General features: G+C 39.8%; 12 protein-coding genes and 1 pseudogene. 6 read left to right on the forward strand and 7 right to left on the reverse strand.

Features of this window, described 5'->3' with window-relative positions; translation table 11 throughout:
* The 5 genes and pseudogenes from J6O61_RS07525 to J6O61_RS07545 all read left to right on the forward strand — a co-directional run.
* Positions 1 to 187: pseudogene (locus tag J6O61_RS07525) on the forward strand (IS30 family transposase); the annotation flags it as partial.
* Positions 188 to 263: 76 nt separating this feature from the next.
* Complete coding sequence (locus J6O61_RS07530; protein WP_292211472.1) at positions 264 to 1,466, forward strand: tyrosine-type recombinase/integrase; 1,203 nt, start codon at positions 264 to 266, stop codon at positions 1,464 to 1,466.
* On the forward strand, positions 1,463 to 2,428 hold the full coding sequence (locus J6O61_RS07535) for a tyrosine-type recombinase/integrase (RefSeq protein ID WP_292211474.1): 966 nt from the start codon (positions 1,463 to 1,465) through the stop codon (positions 2,426 to 2,428). The genes J6O61_RS07530 and J6O61_RS07535 overlap by 4 nt, the downstream gene beginning before the upstream one ends.
* The gene (locus J6O61_RS07540) at positions 2,418 to 3,443 is read left to right on the forward strand and encodes a tyrosine-type recombinase/integrase (RefSeq protein ID WP_292211476.1); all 1,026 of its coding nucleotides are present in this window, start codon (positions 2,418 to 2,420) and stop codon (positions 3,441 to 3,443) included. The genes J6O61_RS07535 and J6O61_RS07540 overlap by 11 nt, the downstream gene beginning before the upstream one ends.
* 316 nt (positions 3,444 to 3,759) lie before the next feature.
* Positions 3,760 to 3,924: a hypothetical protein gene (locus J6O61_RS07545; RefSeq protein ID WP_292211477.1), complete on the forward strand. Its 165-nt coding sequence runs from the start codon at positions 3,760 to 3,762 to the stop codon at positions 3,922 to 3,924.
* Positions 3,925 to 4,439: 515 nt separating this feature from the next.
* On the opposite strand, the gene J6O61_RS07550 is transcribed toward J6O61_RS07545, so the two are convergent.
* The 5 genes from J6O61_RS07550 to J6O61_RS07570 form a co-directional block, all read right to left on the reverse strand.
* On the reverse strand, positions 4,440 to 6,488 hold the full coding sequence (locus tag J6O61_RS07550) for a beta-galactosidase (protein WP_292211480.1): 2,049 nt from the start codon (positions 6,486 to 6,488) through the stop codon (positions 4,440 to 4,442).
* Between the two features lie 31 nt (positions 6,489 to 6,519).
* On the reverse strand, positions 6,520 to 8,901 hold the full coding sequence (locus J6O61_RS07555) for a glycoside hydrolase family 2 TIM barrel-domain containing protein (protein WP_292211483.1): 2,382 nt from the start codon (positions 8,899 to 8,901) through the stop codon (positions 6,520 to 6,522).
* Positions 8,902 to 8,970: 69 nt separating this feature from the next.
* Positions 8,971 to 10,632 (reverse strand): ABC transporter substrate-binding protein, encoded by a 1,662-nt coding sequence (locus J6O61_RS07560; protein ID WP_292211487.1) that lies wholly within the window; start codon positions 10,630 to 10,632, stop codon positions 8,971 to 8,973.
* Between the two features lie 11 nt (positions 10,633 to 10,643).
* On the reverse strand, positions 10,644 to 11,564 hold the full coding sequence (locus J6O61_RS07565) for a carbohydrate ABC transporter permease (protein WP_292211490.1): 921 nt from the start codon (positions 11,562 to 11,564) through the stop codon (positions 10,644 to 10,646).
* Between the two features lie 11 nt (positions 11,565 to 11,575).
* On the reverse strand, positions 11,576 to 12,514 hold the full coding sequence (locus tag J6O61_RS07570) for an ABC transporter permease (RefSeq protein ID WP_292211493.1): 939 nt from the start codon (positions 12,512 to 12,514) through the stop codon (positions 11,576 to 11,578).
* A gap of 232 nt (positions 12,515 to 12,746) precedes the next feature.
* Between J6O61_RS07570 and J6O61_RS07575 the strand changes: the two genes are divergently transcribed.
* A complete protein-coding gene (locus J6O61_RS07575; RefSeq protein ID WP_292211496.1) occupies positions 12,747 to 13,778 on the forward strand; it encodes a LacI family DNA-binding transcriptional regulator in 1,032 nt (343 codons plus the stop codon).
* Positions 13,779 to 13,806: 28 nt separating this feature from the next.
* On the opposite strand, the gene J6O61_RS07580 is transcribed toward J6O61_RS07575, so the two are convergent.
* A complete protein-coding gene (locus J6O61_RS07580; protein WP_292211499.1) occupies positions 13,807 to 14,394 on the reverse strand; it encodes a hypothetical protein in 588 nt (195 codons plus the stop codon).
* A 37-nt stretch (positions 14,395 to 14,431) separates the two neighbouring features.
* Entirely contained in the window at positions 14,432 to 14,542 is a 111-nt protein-coding gene (locus J6O61_RS19730; protein WP_442861700.1) for a hypothetical protein, read from the reverse strand.
* Between the last annotated feature and the right edge of the window lie 28 nt (positions 14,543 to 14,570).

Consider the following 14,570-nt stretch of genomic DNA (forward strand, 5'->3'; position numbering starts at 1 on the left):
GATCCTGAGAAGAAACAGCGTAATGATCGTATTCTTGATGCCTGATAATACAGCAGATTCAGTGATCGAAAGGTTTAACTACCTTGAAAAGGGACTTGGAAAGGAATGTTTTTCAAGGCTCTTCGGGATAGGCCTCACTGACTATACCGAAGAAAATACTATGCCGAAGTTTTTGGTGTATATCTGAAATTATGCTGCTTGTTCATATTTCTTCGGTATAGTGTTCTATACTTGAAGCATCAAATATAAGGAGGTGCTTCAAGATGGATATAGACACTGTTTGCAAGCTACTTATTAGTGCTTTAGAAGATGCTGGGTATAATGCTTCAACCATCTTCAATTATCAAGGCGCTGTCAGGAGGTTCAAAGCTTTCTGTGAAGAACGCAATGTAACTGAGTATAGCAGCGATGTTGGTGAACTCTATGCAAATGATGTTATCAGCCCTAAAACCGGCAAGTTCAGTAAAGAGCGATACCATTTACAAGGTCGTTTTATACGGCTTATAGATTCATATATCAACACAGGCAAGTTTGATTTTGCAGTATCTGCGAGAACAAGGCTTCAGCCGGACAATGCCTATCATCGCTCTGTTTATAATGAATTCTGCGCTTACCTGAAGGATGAGTATGATAATGAAAATACACAGCATTTCTATGATTACGGCATGTACTCATTTCTTACCTTTCTTGAAAACAACTACAATACACTGCGCATAGAGGATTTAACCGCACCTATTGTTCTTGACTATATAAAAAACACCAAACCGACCAGACAAAGAGAAGTTCTCTGTGAAACCAGAAAAATCTGTCGGTACTTAGATCGTAATGACCTGTTACTGGCTTTGGCCGGAATTCATGCTCCTAGATATAACCGCATTATTCCGGTGTTAGAATCCGATGAACAAGAACGAATTAAAGTTGTAACGGAGGATAAGAACACACCTCTACGTGATACCGCAATGATTCTCCTTGGATTATCTACCGGCATAAGAGCCTGCGATATAATCAACCTCCGCCTGTCAGATATAGATTGGAGAAATGACACTATATCATGGCGGCAGAGCAAAACAGGAAATCTTGTCTGCATTCCTCTGATACCATCAGTAGGCAATGCAATAGCCAGATATCTCGTAGAACAGCGTCCAGATGCACCAAATGATTATCTTTTCGTGAGACTGCTTGCACCATTTGATCGGCTATCATGTCACTCTTCTTGCTATGTTATGGTCAAACGTATCCTGGAGAAGGCATCTGTCCCCAAAAATGGTCGTATCCTTGGGATGCACATGCTTAGGCACAATGCAGCCTCAACTATGGTAAGAAATGAAGTCCCTATTGAAACAATTGCTGCTATACTGGGGCATTCAGATCCAGATACAACTGGAATCTATATCACAACTGATCAGGAAAGGTTAAAGGAATGTGTACTTCCTTTTGGTAGTATTTCGAAGGAGGTGATTCCGTGAAACCATTCTATAGCAAACTAAGTACAGTAATTGAGGATTTCCTTGCGTACAAACATGCGCTTGGCATTAAATATCAATCAGCCGAAGTATATCTTCACGAACTGGATCAGTATAACTTTAGCCATGGAAATCATGGAACTCTAATCAAAGCTGTTGTAGATGGTTGGGCATGCGAACATGCTGAAAAGTCTACAACCAGTGACAGAAGCTGGATATCACCCATACGGGAATTCGGAAGATATCTTGTAAACATGGGAGATACAAATGCCTATGTAATAGATAATTCGTTTATTATCCAAAAGTATCATGCAGAAGTTTACCTTATGACTGAGCATGAGATACAGCGCTTCTTTGAAGAGTGTGACATATATGTTAGAAGGAAGAATATCCCCGGTAGAGCATACGTTTTTCCAGCACTATACAGATTTATGTATTGCTGCGGTATAAGGTCTCAAGAGGCAAGGCAACTTAAGTGCGAAGATGTACATCTGGACAAAGGATATGTAGATATACTCTGGGCAAAAGCTCATCGTGACAGACGACTTTTTCTATCTGACGAACTCATACAATACCTGAAGGACTACGAATCAGCAATACAAAAGGTCTTTCCGGATAGGGAATACTTTTTCCCAGGCGGCAGTGGCGGCATCTGTTCCTCTTCTGCATTATCGGTTAATTTCAAAAACATATGGCTGGCTGCAGGTTTAAAAAGAGATGGTAAAGTAAAACCAAGAGCATACGACTTTCGTCACCACTTCGCCTGTGCAAACATCATGCGTTGGTCAGCTGAAGGCAAAGACATACATGCAATGCTTCCTTATCTCATGCGGTACATGGGGCATTCATCACTTGAGAGTACCTATTATTACATACATCTGATTCCTGACTTCTTTCCCATATATCAGGAAATGGCTGTTACTACCGAAGATTTGATTCCGGAGGTGGACAGCGATGAAGTATAAAAGGAAAAAAGATAAGGATTTCTGGCTAATGGCACGGACATATCTTCATGACTATATGCCAGCAGTGCGAAATATGTCAGACAAATCGGTTGAGACCTATAAGCAGTCATTGCAATCATTTCTTACTTTCCTCGAAAGTGAGAAAAATCTTAAGGGAGGTGATGTGACATTTGATGCTTTTAATAGATCCAACGTCAAAGATTTTATTGGATGGTTATCAACTAATAAGTATGCTCCTAAAACTATAAATCTGAAGCTTACTGCAATCCGCTCATTTCTCAAATACTGTGGAGACGAGGATTTCGAGCTAAGAGGCATCTATAATGATGTCTGCACAATCAGAAAAGTCAAAGAAGAGAAAAAGCCTATTGAATATCTCCAATCTACAGCAACTAAGGCTATACTTGATGCATATGACACCAAAACAGCCAAACACAGGCGAAACAGAATGCTTTTGATTCTTCTTTATGACACAGCTGCAAGAGTGCAGGAATTAGCAGATTTAAAAGTATCATCACTTCATTTAGATGCTGCAAATCCGTTTGTTACTCTTATAGGCAAAGGCCGAAAAACCAGAAATGTACCGATTATGAAGAAAACCATTGCTCATCTAAACCACTATTTAAAAGAATTCCATCCCGGCATGAATGAAGGGCCTCTGTTCTACAGCAGGTTTGATGGCGTACCGCATCCTCTTTCAACAGATAGTATCAGCCTGATATTAAAAACAGCGGCAGACAAAGCACGCAAAACCTGCGCTGATGTCCCACCAGATGTGCATTGTCACCTGATCAGAAAGACTAAGGCCATGGATTTGTATAGGAATGGAGTTCCATTACCGTTTATAATGCAGCTTCTTGGCCATGAGAGTATGTCAACCACATCTGGCTTTTATGCATTTGCAACGTTGGAAATGATGAGTGAAGCCATGAATAAAGCTGCTCCAGCCTTTGCTGATAATGGCAAGATATGGAAGGAGCCGGCAATAAAAAAGCTCCTGTACTCACTGGATTGATGCTGATACTATGCCGAAGATTTTGCGAAAAATAGCTAATTTTCAGGCAAAATCCAAAAACTTCGGCATAGTATTTTCTTCGGTATAGTCTGTCTTATCCCGAATTCGGGATAAGACCGACAGGGGTACAGAATTTCTTTATCCTGAGGCATTAGAATGCGATTTTTATGGGGAAATAAAGACAAAAGTATTCTATTGTGATCCGCAATGTTCATGGCAGAAAGGCGCTCTGGAAAAGAACCATGAATTCATAAGATATGTTATTCCTAAAGGTTTTTCATTTGAAGATCTAACCCAGGATGACATCACTCTTTTAGTGAATCACATCAACAGTTATTCCAGGGAGAAATTCCATGGAAAAACGCCATATATTCTTTCGAAAGTTCTTTTGGACAACAAGCTCCATGAAGTCATGAAGCTTGTTGAGATAAAGCCGGATGACGTATTTCTTAAACCAGCGCTTCTAAATCGCAGAAAATAAGCCATCCATGCTCATTCTAGCTGCAACTAGAATGAACAACTTTTGATTATCATATGACAACTCCCATTCGAAATGCAACATAACGGAACAAACAGTCAGATGTGTGCATTTATTCTAAAAAAATAGATGGTAGACGTCTTTTTGTCATGCCATTGATTAAAAATCCATGCCATTTAAGGGCATAAAAAATAAGCCAGAGTGCTGAAAAACTCTGGCTTTGTGTGCATTTAGTTCGATAAAATTTTTTTATTAAAAAGTGTGCGTTTACCCTGAAAATTTACCCGTATTAAAGTGTTTTCTTTTATAATAACACCCAGAGAGCCTTTTGTCAAAGAATCTGGGTGTTCTAAATGCTCTGTATTACGATTTCAAAATTCAAAAGGTATAATTCTAAGTTCTAAATCCTAATCATGTAAAGATTTTTCGAGTGTTTTGGAAGGTTTATATTCCGGTATAACTTCATTCGGATCTTTGCCTCTTCCTGACTGCCTTGATTGCATCATCAATGTCTTCCTCTACAGCTTAAATATCTTTACCTCGTAGCCTTGCATAATGACTTCTTCTGATTCTATGCTTCCCGCCAATAGTTCCTTAAGCTCTTTTTTAAGCCACATGTTCTGAACCTTTCTCTGATAATTGAGGACGAAAGCATATTTATCACCGTTTTTTTCTCTTACCGCAAGTTCCATTTCATCCGGAATATCAAAGTACTCGTTAAACGGATCAATTACCCCAAGGTTCTTCAGAAATACAAAAGCAGCCTCTTCGCTAAATGCGCTGCCATAATAGTAAACATAACCATTTCCAAGTTTATTCTCGGTAATAGCTCCAAATCCTTCATAGTAATCATCTTCATAACTGCCAACCATTTTGGCTGTAGACGTGCATGCAAAGAGCTGATCTGCAAAAGAACTTGCTTTAAACTCATCTTTACCCCATTTGATGTAGACATCACCGGCATCCGGAGAGATTGCAGTATACTCAGGAATATCATTGCCGGTTAGACTTTTAAGCTTTCCCGGAAGATACTCCATGGTGCATTTTCCAGTCATGTCTTTATATCCGCTTCTGCAGCCAATGACCAGCTTTCCGCCATTTCGCACATACTCCTCAAGAACCGGGATAAATTTTTCGTTGACCATAGTCATGTGAGGATAAATCAGTACTTCATATTTTGAAAGCTCTTTTGCAGTAATATTTTCGGTTAGATAAACATAATCTATTGGAGTATGACTCCTTTGGGCGGCATTAAAAATTGCTCTCTGGCTGTTTTCTTCTACATTTTTATGCCAAACATCCAACTCCGCATCAAATATATTGTCATAATCCTTAATGACAGCAACTTTGGCTAAATAACGGCTTCCTGCGATTTCAGAGAGCTTTTGCGTTTTACCGTAAATATCCTCAATCTCTTTTAACCTTCTGTTATCTCTTCCTGAATAATCAAGAATTCCATGCCAGTACATCTCTGTTCCAAAGGTTGCAGTGCGCCATCTGAAATAGCTGATAAAATCCGCCCCGTGGGCAATAGACTGCATTGTCCAAAGAGTAATCTGTCCAGGCCTTGGTGTTGGTGCTGCCATTCCGGTATTCCAACCATTGGCCCCGGATTGCTGCTCCATTATTCCAAAGATAGGAGAAATAGCTCTTGTATCTGTAAGGTTTCTGCTCCATTTTCTGTCGCGAAGTGAAGCTTCGTCCTTATCGTAGCCATCTAATGTGTATGCAAAGTTTGGATAAGAGTCATAGGTTATGAAATCAAGGCTCTCATCCCGCATTCTCTGATAATCCACATGGCCAAAGATGCCATTGGTAGTAACAAAGTCATCTTCCTTTTTGTATTTGCGGATTATGTCTGCCTGCATCCTTGCCCATTTGCAAGCGCTATCAGACACAAATCTGTAATAATCAAGCGTCTGATGGGGATTCACTGTCCCCTGCACCGTTGTCCTTGGAATATGAACCTGATTCCACTCCGTATAAGTCTGATTCCAGAAAACCGTTCCCCAGGCGTCATTAAGCGCATCCAAAGTCTTGTACTTATCCTGAAGGAACTTGTTGAAAGCCATGTCATCGCTCTCTGAATAGAATTCAGCAATTTCGCAATTGATTTCATTATCAATCTGCCAACCAATCACGCATTTTCTTTTTCCATAGTGCTTGGCAAATTTTTCTACGATAATTGATGATAGTCTTTTATAGTTCTCAGAATTATAGTTGTAGTGCCTTCGCATTCCGTGCCTGAAGAGTGTGCCATCCTTACGAGCATTTAGAGCATCGGGATATTTTGATGTAAGCCATGCAGGAGGAGTTGCTGTAGGTGTTCCCATGATAACCCGCATGTTCATTTCGTCTGCAATATCAAGAAACTCATCAAAGAATTCATAGGTAAAAGAGCCTTCTGTGGGCTCTACCTTGCTCCATGCAAACTCCGCAATACGTATAGTCTTGATTCCCACCTTCTGCATCCGCTCAAGGTCTTCTCTCCAGAGCGATTTATCCCAATGTTCAGGATAATAACAAGTTCCAAGACTGATTTCGTTTCCGTTTAGTAGCTTACTCATTAATAATCCCCTCGCTATTTATGCATTATGATTACAGTTTTAATTGCAAACCTTTAAGTCCATCCGATTCAATTCTAATCGTTGACATATCCTTCATATCTTTCTTTTTTACGACAACCAATATCTTACCGCCCAGCATAGCTCTTTTGTCTGATTTATACGAAGTAAGATCTGACATATTTCCGGCATCCATACCGATAAGATAGGCATTTATATCCATTTTTACATAGATAAGGCCATTAAAAGTCGGAACTACTTTATAGTCTGTATCGCAGGCAGATACCTCGATAAAAAAGAAATCTCCAAGCTGTTTTACTTCTGCACAAAGTCTGTCAGCTTCTTTTGTCGTTTGAACAATTGTAGTTTTTACCAGCTTATTTCCAATGTAGCCTTCTGCTCTTAATGTTCCCTTTTCATAAGGTACATCCCAGGACAGGTGCAGATCTCCAGTTGTTGGATGATAGCGCCTTACCTCATCATCCCAGCTCTTAGTTGCTCCATACCTTGGGCATGCTGCACAAGCCTTTTCTCCCACCAGTCTGTCATTGATGAAAAGCTTAACCTTCTCACAGTTTGTATAACACAGAACCTGCTTGAACTGTCCTTCTTCACCCTCAAAATTCCAATGAGGTAAAAGATGCAATGTAACCTCATCCTTATTCCATATGGACTTAAAGTAATAAAAGGCATCCTTTTTGAAATTAGCTGTATCAATAGCTCCAAAGTTAGCACCACGCCTTGGCCAATGCGCTTCTCCAAGATAGTCAATTCCTGTCCAGATAAAATCTCCGGCAACATAATTTCTGCTGGCTGTAAATCTCCACAACGCCTCATGAGTAAGCGGGGCTGTTACATAGCTGAAGTTATATTTGTTATCGGTGCTGTAATCACCTCGGTCACCACAAACTGATGGATTTTCTGTCCCGATCATTATTCTGTCCGGATTAGCCAGTTTATCCTCCTCATAAAAGCTTTCTGCTCTTTCACGCCATCTACCAACATAGTTGTATCCGACAACCTCAAGCGCATCAATAAAATCTTTTCTTGTTTCTATCTCAGGAAGAGATGCAATATTATCACATGCGCTTGTAACCAGCCTCAAGCTGTCCTCAGAGTGAACTATATCTGATAGAAACTTTACAATCTTGGCGCCATCAGAGTAAGCCTGTTCCGGAATTTCATTTCCAATGCTCCACAATATTATCGATGGATGATTGTAGTCGCGCCTTAGCATTGTGCGCAGCTCCTGCTCTGCATTCTGATAAAAGAACTGACTAAAGCCGTAAGATGGCTGATCAGAAAAATAGTTTTCGTTCTTGTTTTTTCCAAGGGTCCATTCATCATAGATTTCATCCATAACGACAAAGCCCAGCTCATCGCATAAATCAAGTAAAGCCGATGCCGGAGGATTATGTGAGCATCTGATTCCATTAACCCCCATTTCTTTTAACAGCTTTAATCTATATTCCCATATTTCCTTATGAAACGCTGCTCCGAACAAGCCTGAGTCATGATGAAGGCAAACGCCTTTTATCTTAGTCCTTACCCCATTAAGCAAGAATCCGTCAGAAGGTGTAAACTCTGCAGTTCTGATTCCAAATCCGTCTACTCTCTCATCAATCTTTTCGTCATTCTTATAAAGCTGTGTTACAAACTTATAAAGATAAGGAGTTTCACAAGACCACAGGCTTGGATTATCTACATAAATCCTGCTGCATGCTTCCGAGGAGTCAAAAGAGCTGATATAAAGCGTTGCCCCTGCACTTGCTACCTGTTTTCCTCTCTTATCTTTAAGAATCCATTTCACCTGGACATCACTATCATCCTCGCTGTAGTTATTTACAAGCGTGCGAACATCAATAGTTGCGTTGAGTCCTTCCCTATATATTCCGCTGGTATCGGCCTTAACCCCAAAATAATCAAGGCACACAGAATCTGTTTTTCTGTAGTAAACATCTCTATATATTCCTGAGCCCGTGTACCATCGGCTATTAGGCTGCTTGCTGTTATTGACTTTCACAGCGACAATGTTTTCGCCTTCTATAAGTGCCTCTGTGATATCAACGACAAAAGTGGAATAGCCATAAGCTCTTTTACCAACAAGTATTCCATTGACGAATACTTCGCTCTCCATGTAAACGCCTTCGAATATCAGCTCGTGCCTCTTTTTCAAGTCTTTCTTAGAAATGGTAATTATCTTTCTATACCAGCCAATTCCGCCTTTAGCGTAGCCTCCACCGGCACCGCTTTTACTTTTTTTGTCCGGGGCAAAAAAGGTATCCCAGTCATGGGGAAGCTTAACTTTTTCCCATTTTTTGTCATCAAAATCTGTGGCTGCATAAGCATAATCGCCGCAATCGCCCAGTGTGAACGTCCAATTGTCATTGATTCTTGTAGTGTCTTTTAAAAGCATCTTAACTCCTCATTACTTAAAAAATAAGGGGAACAGTTTCCTGCTCCCCTATCTGCCCTGTTAATACCATTATCTGGTAGCAAGCCATGCATCATACTGATTATAGAATTCATCAAGAACAGTCTGAAGACCTGCTGCATAGCATTCTTCTATCATCTTATCAAGTGTAGCATCCACATCGTCTACAAGGCCAAGCTCAAGCATTGGTACATATGAGCTAAGAACTGTATTTACTGCAGCCTTCTCGTTGACTACATTTGCATCATCAAATACAAAGGTAATTGTAGGATTGCTTACAACTCTCTCTTCCCAGCTATCTGAAACAGCCTTTTCTCTTTCATCTCCGCCTGCCTCTGAAAGCTCACCGTTCTTGATTGCCCAAGATGCAGAAACTGTCATTGGAGGATAATTCTCAACTGCGCCATCAATTCTGGTATACTCGTTATTGTCACCCATTGAATAGTGCTTGCCCTCTTCTCCAAGAAGAATAAGGTGATTAACATATGTGTCCATCTTCATGATATCAAGTACCATAGCTGCTCTTTCAGGCATCTTGGAACTTGCTGTAATAGCCATATCATTGTTTGAATAAGCTTCACACCCAACAAGATGTGGGCTTGTAATATCATAAGCTGCACATGTAACGCCATCTGTCTGCTCAGCCTGTCTCATGTATGTAAATACTGATGCGTTCCATGCAATTGATGCGCCCTGAAGTGCTCCAAAAGCATCATCATCTGTTACTGTATTTGTCAGAGCTGATCTGCTCCAGCAGCCTGCATCAGCCATTTCCTTCATATCCTTTGCATATTCTCTAAATGGCTCATACTCGTAGGCAAGCTTGATATCATCACGTGTAGGAAGCTGTCCTTCCTTGTACTCATAGATCATGTCGAACCAGTCTGAATCAAGAGCAAGGAAAGTATCATACTGCTCTCTGTAAACATCCCAAAGCTCATTGTTATCACCGGCAGCTGCAAGTGCATAAATACCACTGTCAGGAGTTTCTTTTTCTGCAACTGTCAAAGAAAAGTTCTTGTAATCTTCCCAGCTGGAGAGTTCTTTAATGTCATACTTATCAGCAATGTCCTGTCTGATAGCGACAATCTTGCCCATTGGCTGTGCTGTATTTGAAGGAACTGCTATTGTCTGACCTGAAAGAGTTGTCTCATCCCAGCTTTCAGCGGCCTGATACTTGTTTGTAAGTGGCATGTTGTTTGCTATAAAGTCTTTATCCAGTGTGTAGAATGAACCCTTAGCAGCTTCTGTGTACATATAGCACCAAGGTGCTGTGAAGATAAGATCTGCATCGCCGCCCTGAAGAACAAGGGAATACATTGTTGAATAATCACTCCAGCTAAGAAATGTAACATTAATATCAGTATTGAAAGGCTTTAAATAATCGTTGATAAGACCAAGAACCTCGTCCCAGTCATTTGGTGTATCACCGATAAGATACATCTGAACTGTGTAAGGGCTGCTAAGATCGATTGCTGAATACATCTCTGGAGTTGCAGCAATTATGCCATCTCCGATTGCATCGGGAAGCCCTGCCAGCGCATCGCTTGTAGCAGCAGGTGTCTCTGTTGCAGCATCTGACTGAGTAGTCTCAGTAGCCTGTGCATCAGTTCCTGTGCTCTCAGTAGTTGTAGCATTCTCGCTACCACAGCCTGTCATTATACCGGCTGTCATAGTAAGCGCCATTAAGATTGATAATACTTTCTTTTTCATGTTTTCCTCCTTTATCCTTTTACTGCTCCTATTGTTAACCCCTTTACAAAGTACCTTTGCACGAAGGGGTAAAGTAACACGATTGGACCTGTGGCAATAACTGTCATCGCCATTTTCATACTTTCAATCGGTATAGACGGAAGGGCAATCCCTGATTTTTCCGCAACTATCCTCATTGCTTCCGCACTTCCAAGGATTCTCTGAAGGTAATACTGAAGTGTGAACTTATTCTCATCTGTTATGTAAAGCATACAGTTATACCAGTCATTCCAATAAGCGAGTGCTGAAAACAATGACAATGTAGCTATGAGCGGTTTAGACAAGGGAATGATCAGCTTTGTAAATATAACCAGGTCATTTGCTCCATCAATCTTTGCGGACTCAGTAATCTCCATTGGAAGTCCTGACATAAAAGACTTTGCTATGATCATGTTCCATACTGAAAACATCAGCGGAAGGATTAACCCTGTAAAATTGTTCTTAAAATTCAGGTATCTTACGCAAAGAAGATACCAGGGAACCAGACCCCCATTAAACAAAGTCGTGAAAAAATAAAAAAATGCAAACTTATTTCTCCAAGGAAAATCTTTTCTTGAAAGAACATAACCTGTCATCGTTGCAAGTAAAACTGCTAAAAATGTACCAACTACTGTTACTCCGATAGTTGTTCCATAGGCCTTTAGGATAGCCACAGGATTTTTTAAACTGAGCTGATAGCTTTCAATACTGAAATTTGTCAGTGAAGGCAGAAGTGGATATCCATTCTTTATCAGCGAACTTTCTGAGGTAAATGATGCAATAATGATCAGATAAAAAGGTATAACGCAGATTAGTGCAAATAGTCCAATAAGCACAGCGCCAACAACATTAACTGCGACTTCATCTCTACTCATTGGGCGCTTTCTATTCATAACTATTACTTCTTTAGCCATTTTCTCCTCCATCAATAAAGTGCATAATCAGGGTTAGCTTTTTTAACCAAAGCATTAGAAATCATAATCGTTATAAAGCAGAGTACTGACTGATACAAGCTGGCTGCCGCCGAAACACCGATATCACCGTTGTCGATAAGGAGTCTGAAAACGTAGGTGTCAATTACATCTGTTGTGGGCTGCAGTAATGCGCTTGAACGCACTGTCTGGTAGAACAATCCGAAATCTCCCCTGAAAATATTTCCGATACCAAGAAGAACCAGGATCATCATAGTAGGCATCAGTGAAGGGATTGTAAGATATTTGATTTTCTGCCATGCACTTGCGCCATCAATGGATGCAGCTTCAAACATTTCCTGATCAAGCCCTGTTATGGCTGCAAGATATACAACTGAGCCATATCCTGTCTGCTTCCATATTCTCAAAAAGATGATAACTATTGGCCAGGCAGCCGGCGTATTGTACAGGTCAAAGGCTGTTCCGCCAAGCATTGTGATCACGTGGTTAAATACACCCTTTTCATAATTGAAAATGTTATACATTATGGCTCCGGCAACAACCCAGCTTATGAAATACGGTAAGAACATCAATGACTGTGATATCTTCTTGAACCACTTTGAAAACAGCTCATTAAGAAGAATTGCGCTTCCCATTTCAAAAACAACGCCTAGGAAAATAAATGCTACGTTGTATAAAAGTGTATTTCTTGTAACCATTCCAAGTTTTCCGGAAATTAAAAGGGCTTTGAAATTGTTAAGACCGTTCCAGGGTGAAAAATAGATTCCCCCATTATATTGATATCTTTTGAATGCAAGAATGATTCCCGTCATGGGAACATAGCTGAAAATTATTACATATAAAAGACTTGGCAGGAGCATCAAGAGCAATAGCCAATGCCTTTTAATAACCTTCATAAAAGGTGTTTTTGTTTTTATATTTTCTTTTCCCATACCCCTCTCCTCTATACGTTTTTCACAAAAAGACATATCGATTAAGTATTAGTTTAGGGAAAATAGACAAATTAAGCTATTTGCATTACTGTCAAATATAAAAAAAATATTAAGCTAATTTAGACAAAATCCATTTAATATGTGCGCAATTTTGCGCTAATGATGCGCAAATTTTAAATATTTGCGCATTTTCTGTTGAGAATTAACGGTTTAACACATATAATCTTTTATTATGGGAAAGAAAATCAGATTAAATGAAATTGCAAATGAACTGAATATATCACCAACCACCGTATCCAGAGCTCTTTCAGGGACAGGACGTGTTTCAAGTAAAACCCGCCAAAAAGTTCTGGCATATGCTGAAACAATTAACTATCGCTCCCCTTCTCAAAACAAGTTTAATGCAAAAAATAACCAGTCTTCCAGAAGCGGAAATGTTGCTATAGTCCTTTCCAGAGACCTTCTCTATGAATCAGAATTTTTTCATTTGTGTCTTCTCGGCGCAGCCAGTGCATTGGCAGATCATGGCTATGAAACACTACTGATACTCTGCAATACCAATGAATATGAGCCTCTAAAACCAGCAGTCGAAAAGGGAATGCTAGATGGTGTCATTTTTACCAGAGCAATTGCCCACGAAAAAAGCTTCTCGTTTCTTAAAAAGAACAGAATCCCTGTAGTTGTAGTAGGCTCTGGTGTCAAGAATGCTCTGATGGTTGATACAAACACAGCGCTTGCATGTCGTGAACTTTCTTCATCTATGGTAAATAGCGGATGCAGAAATATTGCATATATTGGCGGAAGCATGAATTACAACGTCAATGCCAAGAGATTGGAAGGTGTCCTTATGGGCATATCAGATTATTCCATCGAGCCAAACACCAATCTTATTTTCAGAGATGTTGTTGATTTTGAATCCTGCAGAATTGCAGTTGAAAACGCCATCCAGCGCAAAGCCGATGGTATTATCTGTTGTGATGATGTGACTTCCCTTTGGACTCATGAAGTGCTGACAAGAGCCGGATTGTCTGTCCCAAAGGATATAGCACTGGCTTCTTGTTATGATAGCAATGACCTTGCCCATCACCTTCCTGCAATCACTGCTGTTCATATTGATGCCAGAAAAATGGGAATTGATGCAGGAGAAGCCATGTTCAGGCTCCTCTCCGGAACAGAAGACCGCTCATTTATTCCTGTGGAGCATACCATACATTTAAGAGAATCAACCAGAAGCAAAGCAGTAAAAAGATATTGTCACACTTGATTCTATTTTGGAGGAATCATCTATGTTACTATAAAATGAACAGTAACGTAATGATAGGTAATGCTTTCCTATAATCTTTATTTGTAAAAATATATGCTGTTCCAAATAGAAAACCGGCCACTGCAGAAAAAATCCCAACAAGCACGCTGCCTTTAGTCAATATGTGGAACAATCCCCATATCAGTCCAAGAACAATTCCACCATAAGGAATCTTATCGTTCTTAAACCATTTCTCAAATGCCTTCTGACCATAGACAATAACAAGAGAAATAAGGAATCCTTCTGCCAGATAATAAATATATTGGAACACAAACAAAATCGGTTCCTTGGAATTCCATTCAATAAGAACCTTAAAACCATTCCAATCCAGATACTTCGCAATGATATTTACAACAAAGCACACCAGGAGTGCCACGTATTGCCATCCCTTTATTTTTTCACGGTGCTCCCAGATATCGAAGTCTGTTGTTTTCTTTCCGATATAGATTACTATAATTCCGGCAACGATCCATAATACTATAGTTATTACCCAATGAATTATGTTTTGCGATATATTATCAGTGTTTTCATCTGTTTTACTCCTTACATGAATCAGAATTATAGTTCGACAAATCAAGATTTGTCTTAGTTTATTATCCCCATAATACAACCTTTTATTTAATCTTTTCCTTATTCGCTCTTATCAATGTGGACTTTGAAATCCCTGTCATAGCCGCAACTTGATTATAAGAGTTTTTCTTGAGCATAGCCAGAGCATGTTCCATTTGCTGCGGAGTGTATTTCTTTTTACGA

Source organism: Butyrivibrio sp. (assembly GCF_017635265.1).
Classification (GTDB): Bacteria; Bacillota; Clostridia; order Lachnospirales; family Lachnospiraceae; genus Butyrivibrio.

Coding starts and splice junctions, on each gene's coding strand:
- J6O61_RS07530 (WP_292211472.1), top strand. CDS start 264: ATGGATATAGACACTGTTTGCAAGCTACTTATTAGTGCTTTAGAAGAT.
- J6O61_RS07540 (WP_292211476.1), top strand. CDS start 2,418: ATGAAGTATAAAAGGAAAAAAGATAAGGATTTCTGGCTAATGGCACGG.
- J6O61_RS07550 (WP_292211480.1), bottom strand. CDS start 6,488: ATGAGTAAGCTACTAAACGGAAACGAAATCAGTCTTGGAACTTGTTAT.
- J6O61_RS07555 (WP_292211483.1), bottom strand. CDS start 8,901: ATGCTTTTAAAAGACACTACAAGAATCAATGACAATTGGACGTTCACA.
- J6O61_RS07560 (WP_292211487.1), bottom strand. CDS start 10,632: ATGAAAAAGAAAGTATTATCAATCTTAATGGCGCTTACTATGACAGCC.
- J6O61_RS07565 (WP_292211490.1), bottom strand. CDS start 11,564: ATGGCTAAAGAAGTAATAGTTATGAATAGAAAGCGCCCAATGAGTAGA.
- J6O61_RS07570 (WP_292211493.1), bottom strand. CDS start 12,514: ATGGGAAAAGAAAATATAAAAACAAAAACACCTTTTATGAAGGTTATT.
- J6O61_RS07575 (WP_292211496.1), top strand. CDS start 12,747: ATGGGAAAGAAAATCAGATTAAATGAAATTGCAAATGAACTGAATATA.
- J6O61_RS19730 (WP_442861700.1), bottom strand. CDS start 14,542: ATGGAACATGCTCTGGCTATGCTCAAGAAAAACTCTTATAATCAAGTT.